At 51.9% G+C, this 753-nt stretch carries 1 protein-coding gene; it reads left to right on the forward strand.

Annotation, left to right across the window (positions count from 1 at the left end):
* Window positions 1–94: 94 nt before the first annotated feature.
* Window positions 95–753, forward strand: a 659-nt coding sequence (locus C6A40_RS24805; RefSeq protein WP_153064014.1) for an ATP-dependent nuclease, incomplete at its 3' end; no start/stop codon positions are given.

Raw genomic sequence — 753 nt, forward strand, 5'->3', positions numbered from 1 at the left:
GCTCTGCTCCCGTGGCGGGTTACTCTGCCTGCCTGACCAGCTTCACTTCGTCAATACGGTTCTCACTGCACGCTTACAATTAAGGAGCAACTCCGTGACCAGAATTTGTAAAGTCGAGATCCAGAATTTCCGAACTATCCGTTTATTGAACTGGCTACCTTCACCAGGCCTCAACTGCCTGATTGGCCCAGGAGACAGCGGTAAGACTACTATTCTCGATGCGATTGACCTTTGCCTTGGTGCCCGCCGCAATATCAGTTTTGCCGATACTGATTTTTATGGGCTGGATGTCACCCAGCCCATCAGCATCACTCTGACGCTTGGTTCGTTGCCCGGTGCTCTGATGCGCTTGGATTCGTACGGAAATTATTTACAGGCCTTCGACCGTGCAAACGGGTTAGTCACCGAAGAACCTGAACAGGGTCTGGAAACGGTTCTTTGCTTACGTTTGACAGTGGATAGCGAGCTAGAGCCTGTCTGGTCGCTAGTATCACAGCGCGCTCAGGCACAAGGGCAGGAGCGCAATATTGCTTGGAAGGATCGGTTACTGTTAGCCCCAGCCCGGCTCGGGACTTATGCTAGTTCCAACCTGTCATGGACACGCGGTTCGATACTCAATCGACTGACCGCAGAACGACCAAATCTTGGCGCTGAATTGGCCAATGCGGCACGCCAGTGTCAACAACGGGTAAAAAGTGATCCACTTACCGCCACCACCAACGGTTTAATATTGATCCACCTTGTTTACTCAGG

The sequence above is a fragment of the Enterobacter sp. GER_MD16_1505_Eko_090 genome (assembly GCF_003331015.1).
Taxonomy (GTDB): domain Bacteria; phylum Pseudomonadota; class Gammaproteobacteria; order Enterobacterales; family Enterobacteriaceae; genus Enterobacter; species Enterobacter roggenkampii.